Source organism: Microbacterium sp. MYb54, assembly GCF_002979515.1.
In the GTDB taxonomy this organism is placed as follows: domain Bacteria; phylum Actinomycetota; class Actinomycetes; order Actinomycetales; family Microbacteriaceae; genus Microbacterium.
This window is the reverse complement of sequence record NZ_PCPA01000006.1, coordinates 136,740-161,535: the sequence shown is the minus strand read 5'-3', so window position 1 is coordinate 161,535 and position 24,796 is coordinate 136,740. Positions and strand designations below refer to the sequence as shown.

At 67.2% G+C, this 24,796-nt stretch carries 27 protein-coding genes; 7 read left to right on the top strand and 20 right to left on the bottom strand.

Annotation, left to right across the window (positions count from 1 at the left end):
* Nucleotides 1-55: 55 nt before the first annotated feature.
* A complete protein-coding gene (gene glmS / locus CQ040_RS09055) occupies nt 56-1,903 on the bottom strand; it encodes a glutamine--fructose-6-phosphate transaminase (isomerizing) (protein WP_105527308.1) in 1,848 nt (615 codons plus the stop codon).
* A 100-nt stretch (nt 1,904-2,003) separates the two neighbouring features.
* Nucleotides 2,004-2,957 carry a type I pantothenate kinase gene (gene coaA, locus CQ040_RS09050; protein WP_028502259.1) on the bottom strand — a complete coding sequence of 318 codons (954 nt, stop codon included), beginning with the start codon at nt 2,955-2,957 and terminating at the stop codon, nt 2,004-2,006.
* A gap of 28 nt (nt 2,958-2,985) precedes the next feature.
* On the opposite strand from coaA, the gene CQ040_RS09045 reads away from it, so the two are divergent.
* Nucleotides 2,986-3,930 carry a Ppx/GppA phosphatase family protein gene (locus CQ040_RS09045; protein WP_105527309.1) on the top strand — a complete coding sequence of 315 codons (945 nt, stop codon included), beginning with the start codon at nt 2,986-2,988 and terminating at the stop codon, nt 3,928-3,930.
* Nucleotides 3,931-4,108: 178 nt separating this feature from the next.
* Complete coding sequence (locus CQ040_RS09040) at nt 4,109-5,026, top strand: AraC family transcriptional regulator (RefSeq protein WP_181156773.1); 918 nt, start codon at nt 4,109-4,111, stop codon at nt 5,024-5,026.
* Between the two features lie 36 nt (nt 5,027-5,062).
* Here CQ040_RS09040 and glmM read toward each other — a convergent pair whose 3' ends face one another.
* From glmM to CQ040_RS08995, 9 genes are all read right to left on the bottom strand, one after another.
* Nucleotides 5,063-6,421, bottom strand: coding sequence for a phosphoglucosamine mutase (gene glmM, locus CQ040_RS09035; protein ID WP_105527311.1), 1,359 nt, complete (start codon nt 6,419-6,421; stop codon nt 5,063-5,065).
* Between the two features lie 14 nt (nt 6,422-6,435).
* The gene (rpsI, locus tag CQ040_RS09030) at nt 6,436-6,921 is read right to left on the bottom strand and encodes a 30S ribosomal protein S9 (RefSeq protein WP_028502255.1); all 486 of its coding nucleotides are present in this window, start codon (nt 6,919-6,921) and stop codon (nt 6,436-6,438) included.
* A 27-nt stretch (nt 6,922-6,948) separates the two neighbouring features.
* Nucleotides 6,949-7,395 (bottom strand): 50S ribosomal protein L13, encoded by a 447-nt coding sequence (gene rplM / locus CQ040_RS09025; protein WP_028502254.1) that lies wholly within the window; start codon nt 7,393-7,395, stop codon nt 6,949-6,951.
* 184 nt (nt 7,396-7,579) lie between these two features.
* The gene (locus tag CQ040_RS09020) at nt 7,580-8,248 is read right to left on the bottom strand and encodes an endonuclease/exonuclease/phosphatase family protein (protein ID WP_105527312.1); all 669 of its coding nucleotides are present in this window, start codon (nt 8,246-8,248) and stop codon (nt 7,580-7,582) included.
* Nucleotides 8,249-8,260: 12 nt separating this feature from the next.
* Nucleotides 8,261-9,184: a hypothetical protein gene (locus CQ040_RS09015; protein WP_105527313.1), complete on the bottom strand. Its 924-nt coding sequence runs from the start codon at nt 9,182-9,184 to the stop codon at nt 8,261-8,263.
* A gap of 1 nt (nt 9,185) precedes the next feature.
* Nucleotides 9,186-10,034, bottom strand: a complete 849-nt coding sequence (truA, locus tag CQ040_RS09010) for a tRNA pseudouridine(38-40) synthase TruA (protein WP_105527314.1) — start codon at nt 10,032-10,034, stop codon at nt 9,186-9,188.
* Between the two features lie 43 nt (nt 10,035-10,077).
* On the bottom strand, nt 10,078-10,545 hold the full coding sequence (rraA, locus tag CQ040_RS09005; RefSeq protein WP_105527315.1) for a ribonuclease E activity regulator RraA: 468 nt from the start codon (nt 10,543-10,545) through the stop codon (nt 10,078-10,080).
* Between the two features lie 2 nt (nt 10,546-10,547).
* The gene (locus CQ040_RS09000) at nt 10,548-12,089 is read right to left on the bottom strand and encodes an APC family permease (RefSeq protein ID WP_105527316.1); all 1,542 of its coding nucleotides are present in this window, start codon (nt 12,087-12,089) and stop codon (nt 10,548-10,550) included.
* 99 nt (nt 12,090-12,188) lie between these two features.
* Nucleotides 12,189-12,554, bottom strand: a complete 366-nt coding sequence (locus tag CQ040_RS08995) for a helix-turn-helix domain-containing protein (RefSeq protein WP_105527317.1) — start codon at nt 12,552-12,554, stop codon at nt 12,189-12,191.
* A 94-nt stretch (nt 12,555-12,648) separates the two neighbouring features.
* Here CQ040_RS08995 and CQ040_RS08990 point away from each other — a divergent pair, with 94 nt between their 5' ends.
* A complete protein-coding gene (locus tag CQ040_RS08990) occupies nt 12,649-13,497 on the top strand; it encodes an SDR family oxidoreductase (protein WP_105527318.1) in 849 nt (282 codons plus the stop codon).
* A gap of 66 nt (nt 13,498-13,563) precedes the next feature.
* Here CQ040_RS08990 and CQ040_RS08985 read toward each other — a convergent pair whose 3' ends face one another.
* The 5 genes from CQ040_RS08985 to CQ040_RS08965 form a co-directional block, all read right to left on the bottom strand.
* On the bottom strand, nt 13,564-13,911 hold the full coding sequence (locus CQ040_RS08985; protein ID WP_105527319.1) for a hypothetical protein: 348 nt from the start codon (nt 13,909-13,911) through the stop codon (nt 13,564-13,566).
* Entirely contained in the window at nt 13,911-14,531 is a 621-nt protein-coding gene (locus CQ040_RS08980) for an Asp23/Gls24 family envelope stress response protein (RefSeq protein WP_105527320.1), read from the bottom strand. The genes CQ040_RS08985 and CQ040_RS08980 overlap by 1 nt, the downstream gene beginning before the upstream one ends.
* Entirely contained in the window at nt 14,528-15,094 is a 567-nt protein-coding gene (locus CQ040_RS08975) for an RNA polymerase sigma factor (RefSeq protein WP_105527321.1), read from the bottom strand. The genes CQ040_RS08980 and CQ040_RS08975 overlap by 4 nt, the downstream gene beginning before the upstream one ends.
* A gap of 122 nt (nt 15,095-15,216) precedes the next feature.
* Nucleotides 15,217-15,390: a CsbD family protein gene (locus CQ040_RS08970; RefSeq protein WP_028502239.1), complete on the bottom strand. Its 174-nt coding sequence runs from the start codon at nt 15,388-15,390 to the stop codon at nt 15,217-15,219.
* Nucleotides 15,391-15,448: 58 nt separating this feature from the next.
* Nucleotides 15,449-15,889: an Asp23/Gls24 family envelope stress response protein gene (locus CQ040_RS08965; RefSeq protein WP_258131228.1), complete on the bottom strand. Its 441-nt coding sequence runs from the start codon at nt 15,887-15,889 to the stop codon at nt 15,449-15,451.
* Nucleotides 15,890-16,067: 178 nt separating this feature from the next.
* On the opposite strand from CQ040_RS08965, the gene CQ040_RS08960 reads away from it, so the two are divergent.
* The 4 genes from CQ040_RS08960 (at nt 16,068) to CQ040_RS08945 (ending at nt 19,689) form a co-directional block, all read left to right on the top strand.
* Complete coding sequence (locus CQ040_RS08960; RefSeq protein WP_105527322.1) at nt 16,068-16,679, top strand: TetR/AcrR family transcriptional regulator; 612 nt, start codon at nt 16,068-16,070, stop codon at nt 16,677-16,679.
* A complete protein-coding gene (locus CQ040_RS08955; RefSeq protein ID WP_105527323.1) occupies nt 16,680-18,347 on the top strand; it encodes an MDR family MFS transporter in 1,668 nt (555 codons plus the stop codon).
* Nucleotides 18,348-18,456: 109 nt separating this feature from the next.
* A complete protein-coding gene (locus CQ040_RS08950) occupies nt 18,457-18,756 on the top strand; it encodes a hypothetical protein (protein WP_105527324.1) in 300 nt (99 codons plus the stop codon).
* A 105-nt stretch (nt 18,757-18,861) separates the two neighbouring features.
* Entirely contained in the window at nt 18,862-19,689 is an 828-nt protein-coding gene (locus CQ040_RS08945) for a CPBP family intramembrane glutamic endopeptidase (protein ID WP_105527325.1), read from the top strand.
* 153 nt (nt 19,690-19,842) lie between these two features.
* Here CQ040_RS08945 and CQ040_RS08940 read toward each other — a convergent pair whose 3' ends face one another.
* The 4 genes from CQ040_RS08940 to CQ040_RS08925 all read right to left on the bottom strand — a co-directional run bounded on the left by CQ040_RS08940 (nt 19,843) and on the right by CQ040_RS08925 (nt 24,794).
* The gene (locus tag CQ040_RS08940) at nt 19,843-21,870 is read right to left on the bottom strand and encodes a WD40 repeat domain-containing protein (protein ID WP_105527326.1); all 2,028 of its coding nucleotides are present in this window, start codon (nt 21,868-21,870) and stop codon (nt 19,843-19,845) included.
* A gap of 76 nt (nt 21,871-21,946) precedes the next feature.
* A complete protein-coding gene (locus CQ040_RS08935) occupies nt 21,947-22,954 on the bottom strand; it encodes a hydroxyacid dehydrogenase (protein ID WP_258131227.1) in 1,008 nt (335 codons plus the stop codon).
* Complete coding sequence (locus CQ040_RS08930; RefSeq protein WP_105527327.1) at nt 22,951-23,871, bottom strand: carbohydrate ABC transporter permease; 921 nt, start codon at nt 23,869-23,871, stop codon at nt 22,951-22,953. Before CQ040_RS08930 ends, CQ040_RS08935 begins: the two co-directional genes overlap by 4 nt.
* Nucleotides 23,868-24,794, bottom strand: a complete 927-nt coding sequence (locus CQ040_RS08925; RefSeq protein WP_219844720.1) for a carbohydrate ABC transporter permease — start codon at nt 24,792-24,794, stop codon at nt 23,868-23,870. The genes CQ040_RS08930 and CQ040_RS08925 overlap by 4 nt, the downstream gene beginning before the upstream one ends.
* Nucleotides 24,795-24,796: the final 2 nt, after the last annotated feature.

Sequence of the window (24,796 nt, the reverse complement as noted above, 5' to 3'; positions counted from 1 at the left end):
CAAATGGCCCCGTTTCCGGTGGAAACGAGGCCATTTGCGCGATTCGGAGAAGGGCTTACTCGACCGTGACGGACTTCGCGAGGTTGCGCGGCTGGTCGACGTCGAGTCCCTTCGCAGTGGCCAGAGCCATCGCGAAGATCTGGAGTGGGACGACCGCGAGCAACGGCTCGAACATCGCACCGGCGAGCGGGATGTGGATGACCTCGTCGGCGAACGGCAGCACGGCGGCGTCGCCCTCCTCGGCGATCACGATCACACGGGCACCGCGGGCGCGGATCTCCTGGATGTTCGAGACGACCTTGGAGTGCACGAGTGCCGAATGACGCGGAGACGGCACCAGGACGAACACCGGCTGCCCCGGCTCGATCAGCGCGATCGGGCCGTGCTTGAGCTCGCCGGCCGCGAACCCCTCGGCGTGGATGTAGGAGATCTCCTTGAGCTTGAGCGCACCCTCGAGCGCGATCGGGTAGCCGACATGGCGACCGAGGAAGAGCACCGAGCGGGTGTCTGCCATCCAGCCGGCGAGCTGGGTGACGTGCTCGTGCTCGCTCTCGAGCACCTTCGCGATCTTCTCCGGAAGAGCCGCGAGCTCGGCGACATCGACCGATGCGTCTGCCACCGCACCACGCACCCTGCCCATGTGCAGACCGAGCAGCAGCAGCGCGGTGATCTGGGCGGAGAACGCCTTGGTCGAAGCGACCGCGACCTCGGGCCCGGCGTGGGTGTAGACGACGGCGTCCGACTCGCGCGGGATCGTCGCGCCCTGCGTATTGCAGATGGAGAGTGTGCGCGCGCCGCGCTCTCGGGCGTACTTCACGGCCATGAGCGTGTCCATGGTCTCGCCCGACTGGCTGATCGAGACCACCAGGGTGTCGGCGCCGATGACCGGATCGCGGTAGCGGAACTCGTGCGCGAGCTCGACGTCGACCGCGACGCGCGCCCACTGCTCGATCGCGTACTTGCCGACGAGCGCCGCGTACGACGCTGTGCCGCAGGCTGTGATGATGACGCGGTTGATGCCGATGAAGAGCTCGTCGAGGCCTTCGAGCTCGGGGATGACGACCTGGCCGTCCTTGATGCGACCGCGGATCGTGTTGGCGACCGCCTCAGGCTGCTCGGCGACCTCCTTGGCCATGAAGCTGGACCATCCACCCTTTTCGGCAGCAGCGGCGTCCCACGACACGTCGAACGGCTCGGGCTCGACCGGAGTACCGGCGAAGTCCATGACGGTGACGGCGTCCGGGGTGATCGAGACGATCTGATCCTGACCGATCGCAAGCGCCTTGCGCGTGTACTCGATGAAGGCGGCGACGTCGGAGCCGAGGAAGTTCTCCCCCTCGCCGAGTCCGATGACGAGCGGGGAATTGCGGCGGGCGCCGACCACGAGACCAGGGTGGTCCTCATGCATCGCGAGCAGGGTGAAAGCGCCCTCGAGGCGGTTCACGACGCTGCGGAACGCCAGCTGCAGGTCTCCGCCGTTGTCGGCGTACGCCCGGCCGAGGAGGGCGGCTGCGACCTCGGTGTCGGTCTCGCTGCGGAACACGACGCCGTCGGCGAGCAGCTCTTCGCGCAGCGCGGAGAAGTTCTCGATGATGCCGTTGTGGATGACGGCGAGCTTGTCGTCGTCGGCCAGGTGGGGGTGCGCATTGCCGTCGGTCGGCCCACCGTGCGTCGCCCAGCGGGTGTGTCCGATGCCGGTCGACCCATCGGGGAGCGGCGCGTCGGCGAGCGAGTCACGCAACACGGCGAGCTTGCCCGCCTTCTTGCGCATCCCGAGCGAGCCGCCGCCGTCGATGACGGCCACTCCCGCAGAGTCGTACCCGCGATACTCCAGGCGGGCGAGGCCGGCGAGAAGGATGTCCTGGCTGGGGCGCGGGCCCACGTATCCGACGATTCCACACATGCGGTCAAGAGTAAGCCGGAATTTTTGGGAGCCGTCCGTACATTCTCGGGAGGCACCGTCGATCATCGACCGGACCGCATCGGTGCGCTTGCGAGCCGTGTCAGAGCTTGCGCAGCAGCACGGTCTCGACGTCGTGGTCCGCGCCCTTGCGCAGCACCAGACGCGCACGATGCCTGGTGGGCATCACGTTCTCGACGAGGTTGGGCATGTTGATCTCGTTCCAGTACCCGAGCGCCGTGGTGATCGCCTCCTCGTCCGTGAGGTGCGCGAACACGTTGAAGTACGACGAGGGGTTGCTGAACGCGGCCTGGCGCAATGCAAGAAAGCGGTCGACGTACCACTTCTCGATGTGCGAGGTGTCGGCGTCGACGAAGATCGAGAAGTCGAACAGGTCGCTGACGGCGACGTCGTTCGGAGCCGGCGGCGGCTGCAGCACGTTCAGTCCCTCGACGATCACGACGTCGGGGCGACGCACCACGACGTTGGCGTCCGGCACGATGTCATATCGCATGTGGGAGTAGAACGGGGCGCGCACTTCGGTGGCGCCGCTCTTCACCTCGGTGAGGAAATCGATCAGCGCACGGCGGTCGTACGACTCGGGAAATCCCTTGCGGTCCATGATCCCGCGACGCTCGAGCTCGGCGTTCGGGTACAGGAACCCGTCGGTGGTGACCAGCTCGACCCGGGGCGTCCCCGGCCAGCGGCTCATGAGCTCGCGCAGCAGACGCGCGATCGTCGACTTGCCCACCGCCACGGATCCTGCGACGCCGACGACGAACGGCGTCGTGGTGTCATCCTCTTGGAGGAAAGACGACGTCGCGGCACCGAGGCGCTTCGTCGAAGTCGCGTACAGGCTGAGCAGCCGACTCAGCGGAAGGTACACCTCGCGCACCTCGGTGAGGGAGAGGCGGTCCCCGATGCCCCGGAGCTCCACGACCTCGGTTTCGGTGAGCGGCTGATCGAGCCCGGCCGCGAGCCGAGCCCATTCTGCGCGGCCGATCTCCCGGTAGGGCGACAGCGGCAGCGTGGGGTCGGCGGTGGTCACGGAGTACATCGTATCGGGGGGCGAGTATTCTCTTCCCGTGCGCCTAGGAGTCCTCGACATCGGATCCAACACCGTCCACATGCTGGCGGCCGATGTCCGCCCAGGTGGACGTCCGCTCGCGACGACCAGCGACAGGACGGTGTTGCGCCTCATGCGCTACCTCGCACCTGACGGCTCGATCTCCGAGGAGGGCGTGGTCGCACTCGAAGTCGCGGTCGCCCAAGCGCGCCGCGTCGCCGAGAGCGAGCGCGTCGACGCATTGCTCGCGACGGCGACGAGCGCCGTTCGCGATGCACGCAATGGTGCAGACGTGATCGCCCGCATCGAAGCAGCCCTCGGTCAGCCCCTGCAGGTGCTCGACGGCGAGACCGAAGCCGAGCTGACGTTCCTCGCGGTACGCCGCTGGTTCGGCTGGTCTGCCGGGCAGATCCTGCTGCTCGACATCGGCGGCGGCTCTTTGGAGATCGCGGCAGGGGCCGAGGAGATGCCCGACGCCGCGGCATCCGTACCCCTCGGCGCAGGACGCATGACCGTGCAGTTCCTGCCGAACGATCCTCCAGGCGAGGTCGACGTCGAGCGATTGCGCGCCCACGCCGAGACCACTCTCGCGGCAGTACTGCCCCCGTTCGCAGCACTCCCCCGCCCCGACCACGTCGTCGGATCGTCCAAGGCGATCCGCTCGCTCGCTCGACTGGTCGGCTACCCGGTGCCCGGATGGTCGGGAAGCGAACGGATGCTGCTGCCTCGGCCAGCACTCGGCTCCTGGATCCCGCGGCTCGCGCGCCTCCCTGCCTCAGCCAGGCAGGAGCTGCCGGGCATCACGCCGGACCGGACGTTCCAGATCGTCGCCGCTGCGGTGTCGTTGCACGCGGCGATGACCGCGCTGCAGATCGACGAGCTGGAAGTGTCCCCATGGGCTCTGCGCGAAGGCGTGCTGCTGCGATACATCGAGCAGCTGAAGTGGAGCGATACTCGAAGCTGAAGAGCGACAGGGAGCCCGACGCAAGAGGCACTGTTGCCTTCCCCGTCCGCGCCGGTATCCTCTGACGAAGCGAGCACTTCCCCGTCCGCATCATCCGCTGGTCGGTGAGGAACGAGCCCGGCGAGCACCGGCCATGGTCGGTGTCGTCCCCACGGTCATCAGCGTCGGGGGGTGCTGCATGGGTCAAGGCAACATCAGAGAGATCAGCACTGCGGAGTTGATCGCCCACGGCGTCCGCGCCGTCGGCGCCCGCTCGCCGCTTCACGCCTTGGAGCGGACGCCGGGCCCGGTGATCCTGCTGTCACTGCATGGCACCACCACCGAGTTGGCGATCGACACCACGACGGCTCACCCCGAGCACGCCGTCTTCGCGTTCGTCGACGCAGCAGGACTGTCGACGAAGACACCGGACGGGCCGTGGACGCAGATCGAGGGCGGAGTCGTCCTCGCCGCGCCAGGGGTCACCCACCACGTGCGCTGCGAAGGCGCCTGGCGCGTGACAGCCGCCTACGTTCCTCGCGCCGCGCTGGGGGCCTTCGTCGCTGCTCTGCCGACTGTCGCCTGGATCCTCACCGAACGTCGGCCACTGGATCGGGCGATGCAGGCCTTCATCGAGCAGATCCTCGACACCGATGACCCGGCGACGTCGATCGAACGGTATGCGATCGAGCACCTGATCGTGGAGATGAGCGGTGCGATCCTGCTCGACCGTGTCGGCGCGGCTTCCGGTCAGCGCTCCCCGAGGGCTGCGCTGCGCGACCGAGCCGTGGCGGTCATCGCGCAGCAGTGCGGTGACCCCGCTCTGAACCCGACGCTGGTCGCCCGTGAGGTGCAGTCTTCACTGCGTCAGCTTCAGCTGGTCTTCGCCGAGGCGGAGAACAGCGTGGCGGGCGAGATCCGGCATCAGCGCGCACGCCTGGCCAAGTCTCTTCTGATCGACAGCCGATTCGACGTGCTGAGCATCGAGCAGATCTCGCAGCGTGCGGGATTCCACTCGCCGATGAGTCTGCGCCGCGCACTCGACGACGACTACGGCACGACGCCGCGGGCACTTCGCGCGCACCGCAGCGAAGAACGCGAAACGGCCGTCCGCTGAGATCAGCGACCGGCCGTTTCCGAAGCACTTCAGGCGTCAGAGCGCGAGGCGCTCCTGCACGACCTCTGCAAGGCGTCCGGCGTAGGCGTGCACGGACTCCGCGTCGGCAGCCTCGACCATGACCCGCACCAGAGGCTCGGTGCCGGACTTGCGCAGCAGCACCCGTCCGGAATCGCCCAGCTCGGTCTCGATTTCGCGCACGGCCTGCTGCACGACCTCGTCGTCTGCGACGCGGTCCTTGTCGACATCGCGCACGTTGATGAGAACCTGCGGGTAGATGGTCATCACCGAGGCGAGCTCGGCGATCGTCTTCTTCTGACGTGCCATCTCGGCCACCAGGTGGAGGCCGGTGAGGATGCCGTCGCCGGTGGTCGCGTACTCGCTCATGATGACGTGACCGGACTGCTCGCCGCCGAGGGCGTAGCCACCCTCGTTCATGTCTTCGAGGACGTAGCGATCGCCGACCGCGGTCTGACGCACCGTGATCCCGTGCTCACGCATCGCGACATGCAGACCGAGGTTGCTCATCACGGTCGCCACGAGGGTGTCGTCGGTGAGGTGACCGCGCTCCTTCATCGACACAGCGATGATCGCCATGATCTGATCGCCGTCGATGTGCTTGCCTTCGGCGTCCACAGCCAGGCAGCGGTCGGCGTCACCGTCGTGGGCGATGCCGATGTCGGCCCCCAGACGCACGACAGCCTCTGCGAGGTTGTCGAGGTGCGTCGAGCCGACGCCGTCGTTGATGTTCCAGCCGTCGGGGTCTGCCCCGATGACCGTGACCTCGGCGCCCGCATCGCGGAACGTCTCGGGAGAAACGCCTGACGCTGCGCCGTGGGCGCAGTCCAGCACCACGTGGATGCCGTCGAGGCGGTTCGGCAGCGAGCCGAGGAGATGCACGACGTAGCGATCCTCCGCGTCGGAGAACCGGTCGATGCGACCGACACCGGCACCCGTCGGGCGCAGCATCTCGCCGGCCATCGCCTCTTCGATGCGCTGTTCGACGACGTCGGGAAGCTTGCGGCCCCCGCGAGCGAAGATCTTGATGCCGTTGTCGGGCGCGGCGTTGTGCGACGCCGAGATCATCACGCCGAAATCGGCGTCACGGTCGGCGACGAGGAAGGCCAGCGCGGGTGTGGGGATGACCCCCGCCTCGAGCACATCGACGCCCGAGGAGGCGAGCCCTGCGGAGACGGCTGCGGTCAGGAAGTGCCCGGACACCCTGGGGTCGCGGGCGACCACTGCGAGGAGTCGTTTGCCTTCTGACTTGCGAGCCTCCGCAGTACGCCCCTGGCCCAGGACGACAGCAGTCGCCTGGGCCAGGGTGAGCGCAAGATCGGCGGTGAGGACGCCATTGGCGAGTCCTCGCACACCGTCCGTGCCAAAGATCGGCATCGGAGCAGTGGACCTTAACGCTTCGAGTACTGAGGCGCCTTGCGGGCCTTCTTGAGTCCAGCCTTCTTGCGCTCCTTGACGCGAGCGTCGCGCGAGAGGAAGCCGGCCTTCTTCAGAGTCGGACGGTTGTTCTCCTCGTCGATGCCGTTCAGCGAACGGGCGATGCCGAGACGAAGCGCACCGGCCTGGCCCGAGGGGCCACCACCGGAGATGCGTGCGATGACGTCGTATGCACCGGTGAGGTTCAGCACCGTGAACGGGTCGTTGATCAGCTGCTGGTGCAGCTTGTTCGGGAAGTAATCCTCGATCGTGCGGCCGTTGACCGTGATCGTGCCCGAGCCGGGGACGATGCGCACGCGGGCGATGGCCTGCTTGCGACGGCCGACAGCGGCGCCCGGGACGCTGAGGACGGGGCGGGGAGCCGCCTCGACCACGTCGGTCTCGGGAGTCGACGTCGAGAAGTTCTGCGGGGTTTCGGTGGTGTCCTGGATGTCAGCCACGAGTATGTCCTTAAGTCTTTACGGCGCTTACTGGGCGACCTGGTCGAGGGTGTACGTCTGCGGCTGCTGAGCGGCGTGCGGGTGCTCTCCACCGACGTAGACCTTGAGCTTCGAGAGCTGCTGGCGGCCGAGGCTGTTCTTGGGGAGCATGCCACGGATGGCCTTCTCGACAGCGCGGACCGGGTTCTTCTCGAGGAGCTCGGCGTAGGTGACCGACTTCAGACCACCCGGGTAACCGGAGTGGCGGTAGGCCAGCTTCTTCTGGAGCTTCTGACCGGTGAGCGCGACCTTCTCTGCGTTCACGATGATGACGAAGTCACCCGAGTCGATGTGGTTGGCGAAGGTCGGCTTGTGCTTGCCCCGCAGGAGCGTAGCGGCGTGCGAAGCCAGACGGCCGAGAACGACGTCGGTGGCGTCGATGACGACCCAGTCGCGCTGGACTTCGCCAGCCTTGGGGGTGTAAGTGCGCGTCACGATAGTGCTGCTTTCTTGTGTCGAACGGAGAAGTTCGTGAATCCCACTCCGGGGTGGTTCTTCCCGACAGGGAGGAACACGCCAGTGGAGGGCTCACGTTCGGACGATGCCCCTTCACCGCGAACGGGAAAGGCACCAAAGAGAGATCATACGCCACCCGACGCCTGATGCCCAAACCACCGGCTCAGTCGGGCTTCACCGTGACGAGGATCGGACGGTGATCGCTCGCTCCCTGCGGCAGGGTCGTGATGCGTTCGATCTCGAATCCGGTCGAGGTGGCGAAGTCGTAGTGCCCACGGAACACCCGGTAGCGCGTGTAGGTGTGATCGTCGCTGAGAGACAGCGCGTAGCCGTGGTCGCGCACGGCCTGACCGAGGTTCTCTTTGAAGATGGGGTAGTTGTAGTCCCCCACCATGAGCTGCGGCAGCCCCTCCCCGAGCGCTGCCAGCTCGGTGAGCGCGGCGCGGATCTGGTGGCGTCGCAGCGAGTTCAACGCCGTCAGCGGAGCGGCGTGGAACGAGGCGACGATGAAGTCCTGGCCGTCGTCGATGTCGCGCAGCCGCGCCCCGAGCACGCGCTCGTGCGCCGGCTTCGCGATGCGGTCGTGCAGCGACTTCTTGAGACCGAGCATGCGGATCGAGTGCAGGTGGAACCTGCTCGCGCGATGGAACAGCGCGAGCCCGAGCCGATTCCCTTGGGTGGCGTCAGCCAGCACGAGGTCGCCGATCTGCGCGGGTAACTCCGGGACGTCGCACTCCTGCAGGCAGAGGATGTCGGGGTCGTGCTCGCGAACGAGGGCCGCGAGCTCGCCGGCCGCTCGATGCTTCTGGAGGTTGTACGAGATGACCTTCATGACCGTCTTACGCTACTCGTCCCTGCTGTGTCCCGGCTCCGGATCGCCGTCATACCCCCAGCGAATGCCCAGCACGCCAGGGCCGAATCCATGACGGGACACATGGACGGATCCGCTGCGCACCGACCGCATCACGCACACGTAGTCGTCTTCCGTCTCCACGTACTCCTCGCACCAGCTCGGCTGCGCGTCCGGATGGAACCGCACCCAGATGAGGGTCTCGCGTGCCGGACGCGAGGTCGCGTGCCACGCCGACTGCCGCGGCGGGTACCCGGGCGGGAACGTCTCGGTGAACTCGACGAGGGTCGTGTCTCCGACGGTGATCGGCTCGTCGAGCGCGATCACCACGCCGGAGAGCAGACGCCCCGGGTGCAGGTACTCCCTGTCGATGCGGCCGCCGACGACGTCCGAGATGACGGAGAGCGCCTCCGTCTCCTCGGGAGCGACGTCGACGAGCGGGAGCTCGGTGATGATGCCATGGGTCGCCTGGACGAGAGATCGCATGACGATGCTCTCCACCGCGCCTTCCGCGCCCACCTGCACAGTCATCTGGGTGGAGAGATCTCGCAGAACGTCCTGAGGTGAGGATCGCAGGGCGGCCAACGTCTCCGCAGTCTCGCGGTTCTCGCGCTCCTCGTCGAACGGCAGCCGCGGCGGCGGCACGGCACCGAGCCGAGCGGAAGGGCCGAGCAGTGCGCTCAGATGACCGCGGCGAAGTCGAAGGCGATCCTCGATGCCCTCGACCACGCCCAGGGACTGCGCACCTTCCGGCTGCCGGGCTCCCGATCGCCAGTAGCTGAGCGTCGCCATGGATACGGCGTTGCCATCGTCGGCGAGCTGTTGCCGCAGACGTGCGAGGGTGATGCCGCGCTCGGAGACCGCCGCCCGCAGAGCCGCCGCGAAGGCGTTCGGCCGGTCGCCGGTCGGCGCGGTCATGTCAGCTGCTCGCTCCGTCACGGCGTGCGCGGGTCTGCGTCGCCCGCGCCGCGAGCAGCTCATCGACGGGGTACCCCACCTCGGTGAGGATCAGTCCGCGCGCCGCCAGCACCTTGAACTCGCTGGTACGCGTCACGGCGTCGCGCAGGACCACGAGGTCGTCGACGTCGAGGCGCCCCTCCCCGACGGCCGCGCAGGCGCCGACGAGAGCACGCACCATGCTGTGGCAGAACGCATCGGCTTTGACCTCCGCGACGAGCACGCCTTCGGCGTCGCGCTCCCAGCGGTAGTCGAGCAGGGTGCGGATCGTCGTCGCCTCCTCGCGGGGCTTGCAGTACGACGCGAAGTCGTGCAGCCCGATGAGGGTGCGGGCGGCGGCATCCATGGCCCGTTCGTCGAGGCGACCGCGGATGGTGGTCGTGTCGTGGCGGCGCAGCGGATCGAATCCGGCCTGCGCATCGGCGAGACGGTAGCGGTAGCGGCGCCAGACGGCGGAGAACCGTGCATCGAAGCCGTCGGGAGCGATGGACGTTCGGGTGACCGCGACGTCGGAATAGGCCCCGAGCACGCCGCGCATGCGGCCGGCGATGGTCTCGGCGGGCTCCAGCGGTGCGCGTCCTTGTCTGGCCTCGATGCGAGACCACTGCTTCTCGTCGAGATCGACGTGCGCGACCTGCCCGCTCGCGTGCACGCCGGCATCGGTTCGGCCGGCGACGACGAACTGCACGTCGGAGCCCACGATTCGAGCGAGGGCGGCCTCCAGCGTGCCCTGCACTGTGCGCAGCGTCGGTTGCTTCGCCCACCCGCGGAAGTGGGTGCCGTCGTAGGCGATGTCGAGCCGGATGCGCACGGAGCAAGCCTAGGACAAGCACCCCCACCCCACCGGGCGACCCTCAGTGTTCGACGAGGATCCCGTCTTCGTCGCTGTACAGGTGCGCACCGGGCCGGAACACCACTCCCCCGATCACGAGCGTGACATCTACCTCGCCGGCGCCGAGCCTCGTGCTCTTGCGCGGATTGGTGCCCAAGGCCTTGACCCCGAGGTCGAGCGCATCGATCGCGACCCGGTCGCGGACCGCCCCGTTGATGACGACGCCCGCCCAGCCGTTCGCCACCGCCGAGGCGGCGATCATGTCGCCCATGAGCGCTCTTTCCAGCGACCCTCCCCCATCGACGACGAGTACGGCGCCCTCGCCGGGCGAGGCCAGCACGGACTTCACCAGCGCGTTGTCCTCGAAGCAGCGGACGGTGCGGATCGGACCGTCGAACGCCGGCCGCTGCCCGAACGAGCGCAGCTGCAGCGAGAGCGACTGGATTCCCTCTTCGAGTTCGTCGTACAGGTCGGCAGTGGCGACCGGCATCCTCAGATGCCTCCGTCGATCGAGCGGATCGTCACGGCGGGCTCATCCGGCACCATCACCTGGGTCTCGCGGTTCAGGCTCTCGCCGCGGAAGAACCGCTTCGACCGCGGGAACAGGTACCAGACGAACATCAGCACCAGGCCGAACGCCAGCGAGCCGACGCCGATCACGAAAGTGCCGCCGATGCCGAACAGGACCGTGTATCCGTAGTCGACGTCCCACATGTCGATCGCGGACTGGATGAACGCCCACGCCAGCATGAGACCGCCCAGCAGTGGGAACAGGCCCTTGAAGAAGAACTCGCGGGCGGAGTTCGTCAGGTCCTTCCGGAAATACCAGACGCACGCGAAGCCGGTGATGGCGTAGTAGAACGCGATCGCGAGGCCCAGCGACAGGATCGAGTCCTGCAGGATGTTGTCGCTGATCAGGGTCATGCCGACGTAGTAGACCGTGGCGACGACACCCATCACGATGGTCGAGAAGGACGGCGTCTTGAAGGTCGGGTGCACTTCTTTGAACTTGGCGGGCAGAGCCCGGTACACCCCCATCGCGAGCGTGCCGCGGGCCGTCGGGAGGATCGTGGTCTGGGTCGACGAGATCGCCGAGATGATCACCGACACCACGAGCACCCAGCCGAACGGGCCGAGCAGTCCGTCCTTGATCGCGAGGAAGAAGTCGTCGGCGTTCGCCTCGTTGCCGAGGCCCGTGCCGTCTTCTCCGAGACCGGCGTACATCATGGCCGCGATCGTCACGGCGACGTAGGTGAACAGCAGGATGACGGTGGTCAGCAGCGCTGCGCGACCGGGGATGCGCTTGGGGTCCTTGGTCTCCTCATTGAGGGCGAGGCAGGTGTCCCAGCCCCAGTAGATGAAGAGTGCGAGCAGGATGGCCTCGGTGAAGCCCGACCAGTCGGTGAACGCGAAGGGGTTCACCCACTCCCAGTCGAAAGGAGTGGGGTTCGGTGCGGTACCGGCGAAGAACTGCCAGAGCGCTGTGACGACGAAGATCGCGAGAGCGAGGTACTGGATGCCGAGCAGGATGTTCTGGATGCGTTCGCCGATCTCGACGCCGCGCCAGCTGACCCAGGTCATCGCGGCGATGAAGGCGACCGCGACCAGAACCACACGCCAGTCGTTGTTCTCGAGGTCTTGGCCGATCAACGACCAGAAGTACACCGAGGCGATCTGGGCGAGGTTGGCGAGCACGACCATGCCGGCGACCGCGACGCCCCAGCCGCCCATCCATCCGACCCAGGGGCCGAAGGCCTTGGTGCCCCAGGTGAACGTCGTCCCGCAATCGGGCACCGCGTTGTTGAGCTCCCGATAGGCGAAGGCGATCAGGAGCATCGGCACGAAGGCGATGATGAAGGCGATCGGTGCCTGCGCACCGACCGCGAGCACCACGAAGCCGAGGGTCGCGACGAGCGAGTAGACGGGAGCCGTCGAGGCCAGACCGATGACGGTCGACCCCCAGAGTCCCAGTGTTCCCGCAGCCAGACCCTTGCCGTCGGGTCGTTCCAGATGAATCGGCGTCGTTGCTGCCATGTCAGAACAGTAGAGCCACCACGGTTATCGCGTCAACGGCTTTCTGCGACAGCATGAATCCGAAGCCCAGAACAGGCCCTGACGACGGAATCCGCAGAATCAGGGTCTTTTGAGCATGCCGTCGGCGTGGTCGGCCACCCACTCCATCAGGGGCAGCATCCGCTCCATCAGATCTCGCCCGAGCGGGGTCAGGCTGTACTCCACGTGCGGGGGCACGGTCGGGAGGGATTCCCGGTGCACGAGTCCGTCGTCGACGAGGGTGCGCAGCGTCGAGGCGAGCATCTTCTCGCTGATGCCGTCGACCTCACGACGCAGCGCGCCCCAACGATGTGTGCCGTCGGACAGGCACGAGAGCACCAGCACGCCCCACTTGCTCATGATGTGGTCGAGCACCACCCGCGTTCCACAATTCTGATCGAAGACGAACGGTGTGGATTCCTTTATCTGCGCGAAACTAACCGTCATGTGGGTACCTTACTCCAAAGTGGGTACCCACAGATTGGAATGCTAAAGTCCCCGCCGCGGGTTGTCGAGGATGTCACTTACGAAAGGACCCCTCATGACCATCCTCGTCACCGGCGCGACCGGCAACCTCGGACGCCTCATCATCGCCAGCCTCATCGAGCGCGGAGCCGATCCGCAGTCGATCGTCGCCGGAGCCCGCGACACGACCAAGGCCGCTGATCTCGGCGTGCGCGTCGTGCACCTCGACTACACCGACCCCGCCTCGGTCTCCGCAGCCGTCGAGGGCATCGATACCGTGGTGCTGGTATCCGGGTCCGAGGTCGGTCAGCGCGTCGCCCAGCACCAGGCGGTCATCGAGGCGGCCAAGGCCGCCGGCATCTCCAAGTTCGTCTACACGAGCGCCCCCAAGGCGACCACGAGCGACCTGATCCTGGCGCCGGAGCACAAGGCGACCGAAGAGCTGATCACCGCCGCGGGTCTGCCCGCCGTGATCCTCCGCAACAACTGGTACACCGAGAACTACGCCGCCGACCTCACCCGCGCCGCCGAGACGGGCGTACTCGCCGCCGGCACCGGCGAAGGACGGGTCGCCTCGGCCAGTCGCAAGGACTTCGCTGACGCCGCCGCCGTCGTGGCGCTGGAAGACGGTCACATCGGCGAGGTCTACGAACTGGGCGGCGACGTCGCCTGGACCTACACCGATCTGGCTGCGGCCTTCGCCGAGGTCACCGGTCGCGAGGTCTCCTTCGTGCCGGTCGGCTTCGAAGACCAGATCGCAGCGCTCCGTGACGCCGGCCTCGACGAGGGAACGGCCGGATTCGTCGCTGCGCTCGACGCCGGCATCAAGAACGGCGCACTCGCCGACACCGACGGCACGCTCGCACGTCTGATCGGCCGCCCGACGACACCGCTCGTCGAAGGGCTGCGCGCCGCCTCCGCCTGATCGCCGCAGGAAGACCGAGTGCCGCCGTCCCCCCGGACGGCGGCACTCAGTGGTTTCAGGACCGGATCATGAGGTGCCGCTGGTCTGCACGTGTGCGACGGTCAGAGTGATGCTCTCCCGCCGCACGCCTCGTGCTCCCAGCAGCGCATCGATCGCGGTGTGCACGTCACGAAGGATGTCTGCCGACCTCGCGCCGGAGTCCACACCGAGCGTCGCTTCCACCGCCACTGCGTCGCCGGCCGCGACCACCGAGACGATCGGCTCGTCGTCCTTGCGAACGCCGATCGCCTCAGCCCCCACGCGCAGCAGGTTGGAGATCAGCGAACCGGATCGATAGACGCTGCGGACGCCAGGAGTAGACCGCAGGGTCGCTTCGACCGCCGCTGCGAGCTCTTCGCGCTCTTGTGTCCCCATCAGCTCTCCCCCGCCCACGATGACACCTCACGGATGTCTCGGATCGCGATGTCGATCGCGACGACGTTCAACTCGGTGTGTGCGCGAAGGCCCCGATCCACCTCGGCTCGCAGCTCAGCGGCGACCTTCGGGATCGACTGTCCGTGCAGCGCGCTCGCCTCGATCGCTACCCGGATCGGGGTTCCCGGCTGGGTCACGTCGCCATCGAGTCGGCACCGTCCGATGAGGAGTCCCGGCACGGCGTTCTCCGCAGAACGGATGAGACCGCGCACGGCTCCCTCGGTGATCGCGAGATCCGCCTTCGGGTCGGGAGAGCCGAAAGGGATGCGCCTTCCGGCGCGGGCATCCATCGCGATGCCACTGAGGATGCGATCGACCCAGTTCTCGTCGACCGCGGGTTCGGCGGCAGCTTCCGCGGCGATGAGCTCAGCGCCGAGCCCTTGCAGCCGGGTCAGTGCGTCCAGCGCCAGCTGGCAGCCGGGCGACTCGTCGATCGAACGATCGGCGGGCTGTCGCCCCGCGTCGAGATAGTCGGTGAGCTCGTCGAGCGTGTGCCCGTCGAGATCGGTCGGTTCCAGGCCGAGCCGGCGGACGTCAGGTGTGTCTCTCTCGTCGGTCATCGCCACTCCTCCATCCGTACGATCATGTATTTTCGGGCCCGGGCGAGCAGCCCGCGCGCGGTCGAGACGGGGATGTCGAGTTCCTCGGAGATCTCCTCGTAGGAGTACCCGCCGATCTCGCGCAGCACCCAGCATTCGCGCTGCGCATCCGGCAGCTCGCGAAGCGCGGCTCCGAGGGCGGCGACACTCGCTCGCGCCTCGACGACCGCGGTCGGCGAGGCATGCAGCGGGGCGGGACGGTCGATCGAGTCGATGTCCACCGCCGGGCGGATCGCACGGATGCGATCCACCGCCTTCCGACTGACGATCCTCATCAGCCAGCTCTTGACCTTGGCCGGGTCTTCGAGTTCGCCGAACCGCTGCCAGGCGGTGACGAACGATTCCTGCACGATGTCGTCGACGTCGGCCGATGCATTCAGCATCCGCTGCGTGTACGCGCGCATCATGGGCGTGTACCGGCGCACGAGGACCGCGAACGCCTCGACGTCGCCGTCCATCGCCCGACCGGCGACGATCCCGTCGTCCGCCTGCTCGAGCGCTGTGCGAAAGCGTTGGTCTTCCATCTACCCCACCCCTCGATCCGATCTCCAGAGAGATTCGGAACAGATGCCCCACCGGATCGGATCATTTCTCACGCACCTGTGAGAGATCGGGGAGAGGCCGCACGGGCCTCTCCCCCGCCTCATCACTTCTTGAACGCATCCTTCACGTTCTCGGCGGCATCGCGGACGTTGCCCTTGGCCTGCTCCGCCTTGCCCTCGGCGACGAGCTTGTCGTCGTTGACGACCTTGCCGACGGTCTCCTTCGCCTTGCCGGCGACCTTCTCCGCTGCGGCCTTGATCTTGTCTTCAGCGCTCATGGCTTCTCCTTCTCCCATACCGGCCCCGGGTCTCGGGGCCGAGTCCTCGACGAGGCGTCTATGCAGTCGGCGCCTCGTCCGTGTCGTCCTCGTCGTCCGAGGGGACGTGCACGTCGTCGATGGTGACGTTCACCTCGACCGCGGCCACCCCGACCAGCTCGACCATGTCTCGATGGATGGCCGCGCGAACGTCGTCCGCGACCTTCTGCAGCGAGACCGGGTACTCGGCGACGATGGTGACGTCGACCGTGATCTGTGCTTCGCCGACCGCGACACTGATCCCCTGCGAGAGGTCGGTCGTGTTGAGCGCATCCCGAATAGCGCCCACCATACGCGCGGCACCCCCGCCGAGCGCGTGGACCCCACTGACGTCACGCGCGGCGATGCCGGCGATCTTCGCGACCACCGCATCCTCGATCGTGGTCGTTCCCACTGCAGCCCCCTGCAGCGGGGCGACGACCTGGATCTCGGGCTGAGTGCCATCCGTCGTGTTCGCCATCGTGAGCTCCTTCATCCGTATGCCGCCCGCAGTGCGGACGCAGGTCGCGGTCGGCGACGCCATCACTAGGACGGATGCCGGACGGCGAATGTCACAGATTGATCGAAAGAAATCTTCGAGCAGGTGCCATGAGTCGCTCTCAGTGCACTCCAAGGTTAAGAGTGCAATATTGCACTCCATGAGCGACAGTGCAGATTCACTGCGAGAGCAGCGCAAGCGCGAGACGTCTCGTGCACTCACCGACACCGCCCGCCGCCTCACCACCGAGCTGGGCTTCGCCGGGTTCACGATCGAGGAGTTGTGCAGCGAGGTCGGAGTGTCCCGGCGCACGTTCTTCAACTACTTCGAGAGCAAAGAGAACGCGGTCTTCGGGTTCGCGACGATCGACTCCCGGCAAGAGGCACTCGAAGAGGAGTTCGCCACCGAGCACGGAGACCTCCTCGACGACTTCATCCAGTTGACGATCCGCAGGTTCGAGCTCTTCAACCCGGTCGAGGACGCTCCGGCCCTGTTCGCCGTGATCGAGCAGGAGCCTCGGCTGGTGAAAGCCGCCTTCGAGCAGCTCGCGAAGAACGAGCGACGTGACGTGGGGTTGATCCTGCGCCGCACCGACGACGCCCCTGACGCCGAGCTCCGGGCAGAGGTGATCGTGCACACCGTCGGCGCGCTGGTCCGCATGAGCATGGACCAGCTCCTGCACCACCAGTCCACCGAGCCGTTCGCCGACCTCATCACCCGACGCCTCGAGCTCGCTCGCTCCCTCTACGCACCGTCACAGAAAGACCACTGAATGTCCGCCACCGCCACGAAGGATGCGCCCTTCCTGCTCACGAAGCGCCGCATCTGGATCATCTTCAGCGCCCTCATCGCGGGCATGCTGCTCTCCAGCCTCGATCAGACCATCGTGTCCACCGCCATGCCGACCATCGTCGGACAACTCGGCGGCGTCGACCACCAGGTCTGGATCACCACCGCCTACCTGCTGGCCACCACCATCGTCATGCCGATCTACGGCAAGTTCGGTGATGTCCTGGGCCGACGCAACCTGTTCCTGATCGCGATCGCGTTGTTCACCCTGGCTTCGGTCGGCTGCGCCTTCGCCACCGACTTCTGGATGTTCGTCGTGTTCCGCGCCCTGCAGGGACTCGGCGGCGGCGGTCTGATGATCCTGTCGCAGGCGATCATCGCCGATATCGTCCCCGCCAACGAGCGCGGCAAGTACATGGGCCCGCTCGGCGCCGTCTTCGGGCTGTCGGCCGTCGCCGGCCCGCTGCTCGGCGGCTACTTCGTCGACCACCTGACGTGGCAGTGGGCGTTCTACATCAACATCCCGGTCGGCATCGCGGCGTTCATCATCGCGCTGGTCGCCCTGAAGCTGCCGAGCAAGAGGGCTCAGAAGCCGATCGACATCTTCGGCGTGATCTTCCTCTCGACCGCCACCACCTGCCTCATCTTCTTCACCGACTTCGGCGGAGACAAGGAGTTCGGCTGGGATTCGCTGGCCACCTGGGCCTGGGGCGCCGGGCTCGTCGTCGCGGCGACCGCGTTCGTGATCACCGAGTCGCGTGTGCAGGACCCGATCATCCCGCTGAGCCTCTTCCGCAACCCGATCTTCGTCAATGCCACAGCGATCGGGCTCGTACTCGGGATCGGGATGTTCGCCGCGATCGGGTTCGTGCCGACGTTCCTGCAGATGTCTTCCGGCACGTCAGCCGCGGAGTCCGGCCTGCTGATGATCCCGATGATGGTCGGACTCATGGGCACGTCGATCTTCTCCGGTATCGCGATCTCGAAGACCGGCAAGTACAAGATCTATCCGATCCTCGGCACGATCATCACCGGCATCGCGATGGTCTCGATGACCACGCTGTCGGCGGCCACCCCGATCTGGCTGATCTGCGTGTTCCTGTTCGTGTTCGGAGCCGGGCTCGGCCTCATCATGCAGGTCGTCGTCCTGGTCGTGCAGAACGCGGTGCCCGCCGGCGAGATCGGCACCGCGACCAGCACGAACAACTACTTCCGCGAGGTCGGTGCGTCGCTGGGAACCGCGGTGTTCGGCACCATCTTCACCACACGGCTGACCGAGAACCTGCTCGGCGTCTTCGCTGGAGCCGGAGCCTCGCCGGACGCCGCATCGCTAGCCGCATCGACGATCGACCCGTCGACGCTCAGCTCGCTGCCCGACGAGGTCCGCGAAGGCATCGTCACCGCCTACGCCGACGCACTGGCCCCGGTGTTCTGGTACCTCGTACCCTTCATCGTGCTCGCGCTGCTGCTCTCGCTGTTCCTCAAGCAGATCCCGCTCTCCGACACGGCGGGACTCGTCGCACGCGGCGAAGCCATCAGCGGCGAGGAAGCAGAGCGGCTGGAGGCCGAGCAGCGCGGCGGTGGGCGGGCAGCGGCGGTCCTCACGGATACGGGCCCGGTGGATACCGACTCCACCCCCGCAGCTCGCTGACGACCGAGGCCTCCACCCCTTCCCTGGGGTGGGGGCCTCGATCTGTCAAGGGGCTCCCTTTCGGCGGACGGATCGATCATCATTCACCGTGGGGACAGCTAGGAGAATGATGGAGCACGATCCACATCGGAGGTTCACGTTGGTGGAGGTCAGCCCGACCGACTGGGCGATCCACGATCTGCAGTACCCCGAAAACGACCACCGCAGAGTCGTCTGCACGATCTTCGAGGATGCCCCGACCGAGGTCGAAGTCCTATGGCGGCGCGACCTTCCGCTCGCGCTGCGCTACTCCTCCGCCGGCGATGTCCTCGACGCCGTTCGAACGTTCCAGGACACCTCGCGCGCCACGCGTCCGATCCCGATCCCGCACCTTCCGCCGGCACGCGGCTCGAAGGGATTCCGTGGGTGACACCTCCGACACTCCCCAGATTTTCCGGATGGACACCGCCCGCCGCCGTGCGCCAAACTGACGGGTAGTCGGCCGCCCCCACCCGCCGACAGTCTGGAGTTCCCCATGTCTGCACCCGCGACCGCCCCCACGTTCTGGAAGCGCTTCTGGGAGAAGGGCGGCTGGTGGAGGGCGCTCCTGCTCACCGCCGTGTACTTCATCCTCTTCCAGCTGCTCTCACTGCTTTTGACTCCTCTGGCCGTGCAGATCGAGGAACCGGCGAGCGCGGCCGGCATCGCCGTGTTCTATGTGCTGCCCGAGCTCCTGGGCGCCATCGTCCTGACCGCCTTCACCCTCTCGGTCGGCTGGTGGCGGCAGCTCTTCGCTCGACAGCCGATCACCGGTCGCGGGTGGATGTGGATCGCCATCGTCGTCGTGCTGCTGTTCAACATCCTGCGGTTCGCGACGATCGACTACGGCAAGGCCGGCTTCGACGTGGTCCTCACCTGGCTTCTCGCCGGTCTTCTCATCGGATTCACCGAGGAAGTCCTCACGCGTGGCCTCGTCGTCAACCTGATGCGCAAGGCCGGCTACCGCGAGATCGTCGTCGCGGTGATCTCGGCGACGCTCTTCGCCGCCCTGCATGCCGGCAACCTCCTGAACGGACAGCCGCTGCTCGCAACCGCGTTCCAGATCGTCTACACCTTCGCATTCGGCATCCTGATGTACCTGGCGCTTCGCGTCACGGGGACGATCATCGCGCCGATCCTCCTGCACGCCAGCACCGACCCGAGCATCTTCCTGCAGACCGCGTATCCCGCAGAAGGCGCACTCACGGGTATCGCCGGTCTCGGCAACATCGCCGTCATCGCCGCTGCCGCGGTGCTGATCTTCTTCATCCGCGGCCGCGTCGGGGAAGCGCAGCCCTCCTTCTCCGAGGAGCGTTCCGCGTGACGGCTTCCCCGCTCCGGGTCGCCCCACGGGTCTGGATCGGCCTCGTGGTGTAGGTGCTCATCGGCATCGTCGGGCTCGCCGTCGTCGCCTTCGTGATCCGGGGAGCGCACGAGCGCCTCCCCTCGATCGGAGCGACACCCGCCTGACCCCGGCTCAGGCCCGACGCGGGTGGTCGTCGACCGTCACCAGGGTCCGACCACGAAGCGTGTAGATCACACCGTCGTCATCGACGTTGAGGTGGGGACCGCTGTACCAACCGCCGTTGATGGCGGGGACGACGGTGGTGACCTCGAAAGTGCGCGGGTCGATGCGGAAGAGGGTGGTGTCCGAGACGCCGTAGATCACTCCCCTGGCCGCCTTCATCGCGGCGAACCCTGGCACGAGCGCGGCAAGATCGCCGGTGTGCACGATCGCGCGGCGGCGTAGATCGATCACCACGAGAGCGCCCTTGATCGTGAGGGCGAAGAGGTGCCGTCCGTGGCTCGCGAGAGCGGCGATGCCGTTCGGCTGGTTCGTCTCGACGCGCCACAGCTCACGATGCGCGATCGGATCCCACGCCACGATCGTCCCTCGCCGGCCGGTCTTCTGGGCGTTGTCGCCGCCGAGGTAGGCCACGCCATCCACCGAGACGACGGCACGGACGAGCTGCACCCCATCGATCGGGTTGATCACATGCGTGCTCTTGTTCCGCCGGGGATCGTAGGTCCACAGCGAACCGCCGCCCTCGGTGTCGGCCTGTGCCGCGACGAGCAGTAGCCGGTTGCAGTCGTCCCAGTGCGTGTCGAGCGGGCGGTTCTGCGCCGAGGGGAACTCCGCGACGCGATGGATGGGATCGCCGGAGCGCGGGTCGTACGACCAGATGCCCTGCGAGCTGTACTGCCCCGTGTAGAGCACGCCGCGGACGACCTCGGCGTCCTTCGCCTCGCCGGGTGCACGCAGGTTGATCACCCCGCCACGTCGCAGATCGTGCCGGGCGATCCCTCCGTTGCCGCCGACGTAGGCGTAGCCCGCACCGACCGCGATGCCCATGCACGTCTGGGCGCTGACGGGTGCGCCGGCCTCACCGAGGTCGTACTCGCCGCGGACACCGCCCTCCGCGTCGAGCACAGCCACGAAGCCATAGCCGGAGACGACCACGAGCCCGTCCTCGTGCGCGTCGAGCCCCCACACCTCACCGAGGTCGATGGTCAGGGGCAGCTGCTGCACGGCAGCCTCGCCGGGAATCCATCGCAGCACGCCGGTCTCGTTCGCACAGTAGACGGCACCGGCGATCACGGCGAAGTTCTTGGCGGTCTTCCCGATCGAGGTCACGATCTGCACCGACGAGTGGTCGGCGAGCGCGACGGTGGCGAGCTTCGACGACTCGGCCGATCCAGCGGTCGACACCAGCAGCCGGTCGCCGTCGATGTCGAGCTCTCGGATGCTGGGGTCGTTCACCATCGCGGCCGGTGTGATGTCGCTGAAGGAGCCCGCTGCGCGGTCGAATGCGTAGAGCGCCGCCCTGCTGGTGCCGGAGCCGCCGCCGAGCGTGCTGCCTGCCCCGAAGTACACGGTCGCATCGGTCGCGGCGACCGCTCTGGCGAGCGTGGCCTTCGCATCCGGCACTCCCAGGCTCGTGATCGCTCCCGTCGCCGGGGTGTACTGCCAGAGGGCCGGAGCGCCGGTACCGCCGCCGCCCACCGCGAACAGCGTCCCGTCGGGTGAGACGGCGAGGTCACGCACATCACGGTCCCCGATCTTCCCGATCGCGACAGCGGGCGATCCGAGATCCGACAGATCCCAGCGGTAGAGGTTGTCGCCGCCTGCTGCCTTCTGCAGGATGCCGGCGTAGAGGAGCTTGCGCACCGGATCGACCGCGAGCGCTTGAATGCTGTGGCCGGTCGCCAACGTGGTGGAGTGCACGACAGTGCCGGAGGCGATGTCGAAGGCGATGATGCCGGTGGGTTCCAGGTTGCGCGACCCGATGTACGAGATGCCGTCGAGGACGACACCGCTCATCAGCGAGTACTGCATGATCCCCGGTCCGATCTCGGTGATCGTGGTCGCCTCGCGTCCGGTGCGCAACAACGACGATGCCGCCTGCGCAGGCTGCGCCGCAACCACCCCGGAGGCTGCGGCGAACAGTCCGCCTGCGCCTGCGAGGAGGACGGTCCGTCGGGAGATCTTCGGGGAATCTGACATGGGGATGCTCCTTGTGTCGTCGTTGAACGGGAGTGGGTCAGGGTCGTCGGCGAGTGGTGCGAAAAGGGGGAACGAGTCAGGCCGTGATGGCGAGGAGCTCGGGTTCGATCTCGTGCGCGAGCGGCTCTCCGCGGGCGATGCGGCGCAGCTCGTCGAGCATCGCCCCGGACAGCCTTCCGAGTTCGACACCGAGAGAGCCCGCGATGTGCGGGGTGAGGAGCACGTTCTCGGCCGTGTACAGCGGATGCTCCGCCTCGAGGATCCAGGGCACCGTCACGTCGAGGATCGCGAACAGCTCGCCCGCGACGACCCTGCGGGTCAGAGCCTCCTGGTCGATGATCTCGCCCCGCGCCGTGTTCACCAGGGTCGCCCCCGTCGGCATGAGGTCGATGCCCCGCGCGTCGAGGAGGTTCCTGGTGGAGGGCAGCGACGGCGCATGCACTGACACCACGTCGCTCGTGCGCAGCAGCTCATCGAGCGACACGGCAGCGACACCGAGATCGGCGGCTTCGCCCTCCGTCAGATACGGGTCGTGGACCACCACCTCGAACGAGTACGCCTTGAGCATGTCGATCACGATCCGGCCGATCTTCGACGCGCCGACGATGCCGATGCGCTGGCCGAAGTTGCCCATGCCGGGGAACGTCGCCTCGACGTCGAAGTCATCCTGGAGCTCGCGGTACCTGCGGGCGATCGGAAGCACCCGCTTGCCGGCCAACACGATCATCGCCACGGTGTACTCGGCCACAGGCACCGCGTTCGCCGCGGCGGCCGAGCTCACCCGCACCCCTCGGGCGAGGAGCTCGGGCGTCAGATACGGCTTGACCGTTCCGGCTGCGTGGAGCACCGTGACGAGGCGGGGCGCCGCGTCGAGCAGCACAGCATCGAGGCGCGGTGCGCCCCACCCGGTGACCAGCACCTCGACGTCGGCGAGGATCGCCCGTGCCTCTGCGGACGCGAACTCGGTGACGAAGCCGGCGACATCCGCCGCTGCCTCGAACTCGCCCATCAGCACCTCCGGGAACACGCGCTCGCGCACGGATGCCGCCATCGCGAAGGCGATCACCGGACGCCGCGCACTCACTTGACGCTCCCTGCGGAGAGGCCAGCCCGCCAGAACCGCTGCAGCATCACGAAGGCGATGATCAGGGGGACGACCGACACGAAGGATCCGGCGATGACGAGGGTGGCGAACTCGGGGTTCTGCTGCACCTGGCTCTGCCAGAGGGCGATGCCGACACTCGACGGGAACAGCTCCCGGTTCTGCAGCATGATCAGCGGCAGCATGAAGTTGTTCCAGATGCCGACGAACTGGAAGAGCGCGATCGTCACGAAACCGGGAACCAGCATCGGGAATCCGACCTGGAGGAAGCTGCGGATCGGCCCGGCTCCATCTACGCGAGCCGCCTCGAGCGTCTCCCCCGGCAGGTAGCCCGAGGAGAACACCCTGGCGAGGTACACGCTGAAGGGGTTGCACAGCGTCGGGATCACGACAGCCCAGATCGTGTTCGTCAGCCCGACCGATGCCGCGAGGAGGTAGAGCGGGATCACCGTCGCCGTGTTCGGGATGAGCACGCCGACGAGCACCGACGCGTAGAGGCCGCGCTTGCCCCGGAACTCGAACTTGTCGAAGGCGTAGCCCGCCATGAGCGAGACGAAGCCGCCGATGATCGCTCCGATACCCGCATACAGGATGCTGTTGCCGAGCCAACGGAGGAAGATGCCGTCGTCCTGCGCGAGCAGCCGCTGCATGTTGGCGAGGAAGTCGGTCCCGAAGGCGAAGGCGTTGCCGGAGTACAGGTCGCCCGCGTCCTTGGTCGCGGCGAACACGAGCCACAGCAGCGGCAGCACCATGTAAGCGGAGCCGAGGATGAGCAGCCCGTTGACCCCGACTTTGGCCGGGAGATTGCTGCGGCCGCCGGCACCTCGGGTCCGAGGAGTGCGCGGTGGTTTGGCAGATGCCGGAGCGTGCGGCACCGGACGATCGATCACGGCGGTCATCGCGTCGGCTCCTTCGAGGTGAATCGTGTGACGACCCAGGACAGCAGGCCGGCGAGCAGGGCGAGGATGATGGAGGCTGCTGCGGCTTGCGGCAGGTTGTTGCGGTTGAACGCCGCGTCGTAGGCCCACATGTTCGGCACCCAGGTGCTGGTCACCGCCGTCGTCGCCGAGGAGAGGATCTTCGGCTCGGTGAACAGCTGCAGCGAGCCGATCACCGTGAACAGCAGCGCGACGCCGATCGCCGGCCAGACGAGCGGGGTCTTGATCGAGAAGGCGGTGCGGATCTCCCCCGCGCCGTCGACCTTGGCCGCCTCGAGGATCTCGCGGGGCACGGCCTGCAGAGCGGTGAAGAGGATGATCACGTTGTAGCCCGCCCACTCCCACACCGCGATGTTGACCATCGAGGGGAGCACGAGCTGCACCGAGAGGAAGTCGATGGCGATGCCACCCGACTCGAGCGCCTTCACGATGGGGCTCACCCCCGGGGTGTACAGATAGGCCCAGATCAGTGCCGCGATCACACCGGGCACCGCATGCGGGAGGAACAGCAGCAGCTGGAAGGTGCGTTTGGCGTAGGCGACCGTCGCATCCAGCAGCAGGGCGAGCACCAGCGCGACGATGAGCAGCGAGGGGACGTACAGCAGGCAGTAGAGCGCGAGACGTCCGAAGCCGTCGGTGAACGTGCGGTCCGACAGCACTTCGAAGTAGTTGCCGAGGCCGACGAACTCGGTGGTCGCTCCCCCGAAGCCGAGGCCGCTGCGCTTCTCGGCGAACAGGCTCATCCCGATCGCGTAGATGACCGGAGCGATCATCGTCAGCGCGAACAGGGCGAAGAAGGGGATCAGGAAGACGGAGGCCGTGCGACCGCCCGTTCCCGGGATGGTCTTCCTCGTCCGCGTCTTCGCGGGTGCGGGAGCTGTCATTC